The following is a 1,062-nucleotide window of genomic DNA, read 5'->3' on the forward strand; positions in this document are numbered from 1 at the left end:
GGCCACGTCCGCGGCCAGCACGGTGCCGAGCGCCCCGGCGAGCACGTCGCCCGTGCCGCCCATGGCCAGCTCCGGGCCGCCGTCGGCCACGAGCCACGCCTCGCCGTCGGGCTGGACGGTGAGCGTGCGCGGGCCCTTGAGCAGCACGGTCGCCCCGTGCGCGGCGCTCCAGGAGCGCAGGGCGGCCAGCGGGTCGGCGGCGTCGGCCCCGTCGGCCGGCAGCCGCTCGCGCAGTCGCGCCCACTCCCCCGCGTGCGGGGTCAGCACCACGGGCGTGCCGGCCTCGCGCAGCGCGCGCAGCTGGGCCGCGGTGACCAGCTCCAGGGCGGAGGCGTCCGCCACGAGCGCGGCCTCGGGCCGCTCGGCCAGGGCGGACAGCACGCCCTCCCAGCGGCGCCGCGCGTCGTCCTGCGTGTCCAGGCCCGGGCCGGCCACCCACGCGTCCGCGCGGTCCGGCGCGGGGCCCTCGGCGGAGACGAGCGCCTCGGGGTGCTCGGCGAGCACGCGGTCCCGGGTGGCCTCCGGCCCGGCGTGGTGGACCATGCCCGCCCCCGCATGCAGCGCCCCCGAGCAGCTGAGCACGGCGGCCCCCGGGTACCGCGGCGAGCCGGCCGCCACGGCCACGAGCCCGCGCGTGTACTTGTGGGCGTCCGGCGCGGGCGCCGGGTGGGCGGCGCGCACGGCGGCCTCGTCGGCGAGGTGCAGCCGGGCGGCCGGCGACGTCGGCAGCTGCGGGCCCAGCCCGATGTCCACGGGGTGGACCTCGCCCGCCAGCGCGGCCCCCTCGCCCACGAGCAGGCCGGTCTTCAGGGCGCCGAACGTCACGGTGGCGACGGCGCGCAGCGCCTCGCCCCGGACCTCGCCCGTGTCCGCGTCCACGCCGGAGGGCACGTCGCAGGCCAGCACGACGGCGTCGCGCGGCAGGGCCCGGGCCGCCGGCGGCAGGGTGAGCTCCCCCGCGAAGCCGGTGCCGAGCATCCCGTCGATGACCAGCGCGGCCGCGGCGGGCACCGCGTCGGCGCGCCGTCCCCCGGCCGCCCGCAGCGCCGCCCAGCCCTCGGC

Annotated in this window: 1 protein-coding gene; it reads right to left on the reverse strand. The window is 81.8% G+C overall.

Annotated features, from left to right (window positions below; translation table 11 throughout):
* Positions 1 to 1,062: NAD(P)H-hydrate dehydratase (locus NWP10_RS12070; protein ID WP_258301062.1), on the reverse strand; the 1,062-nt coding region annotated here is incomplete at both ends.

Origin of the sequence: Micrococcus sp. HG099, from assembly GCF_024723355.1 — a bacterium.
In the GTDB taxonomy this organism is placed as follows: Bacteria; Actinomycetota; Actinomycetes; order Actinomycetales; family Micrococcaceae; genus Micrococcus; species Micrococcus endophyticus.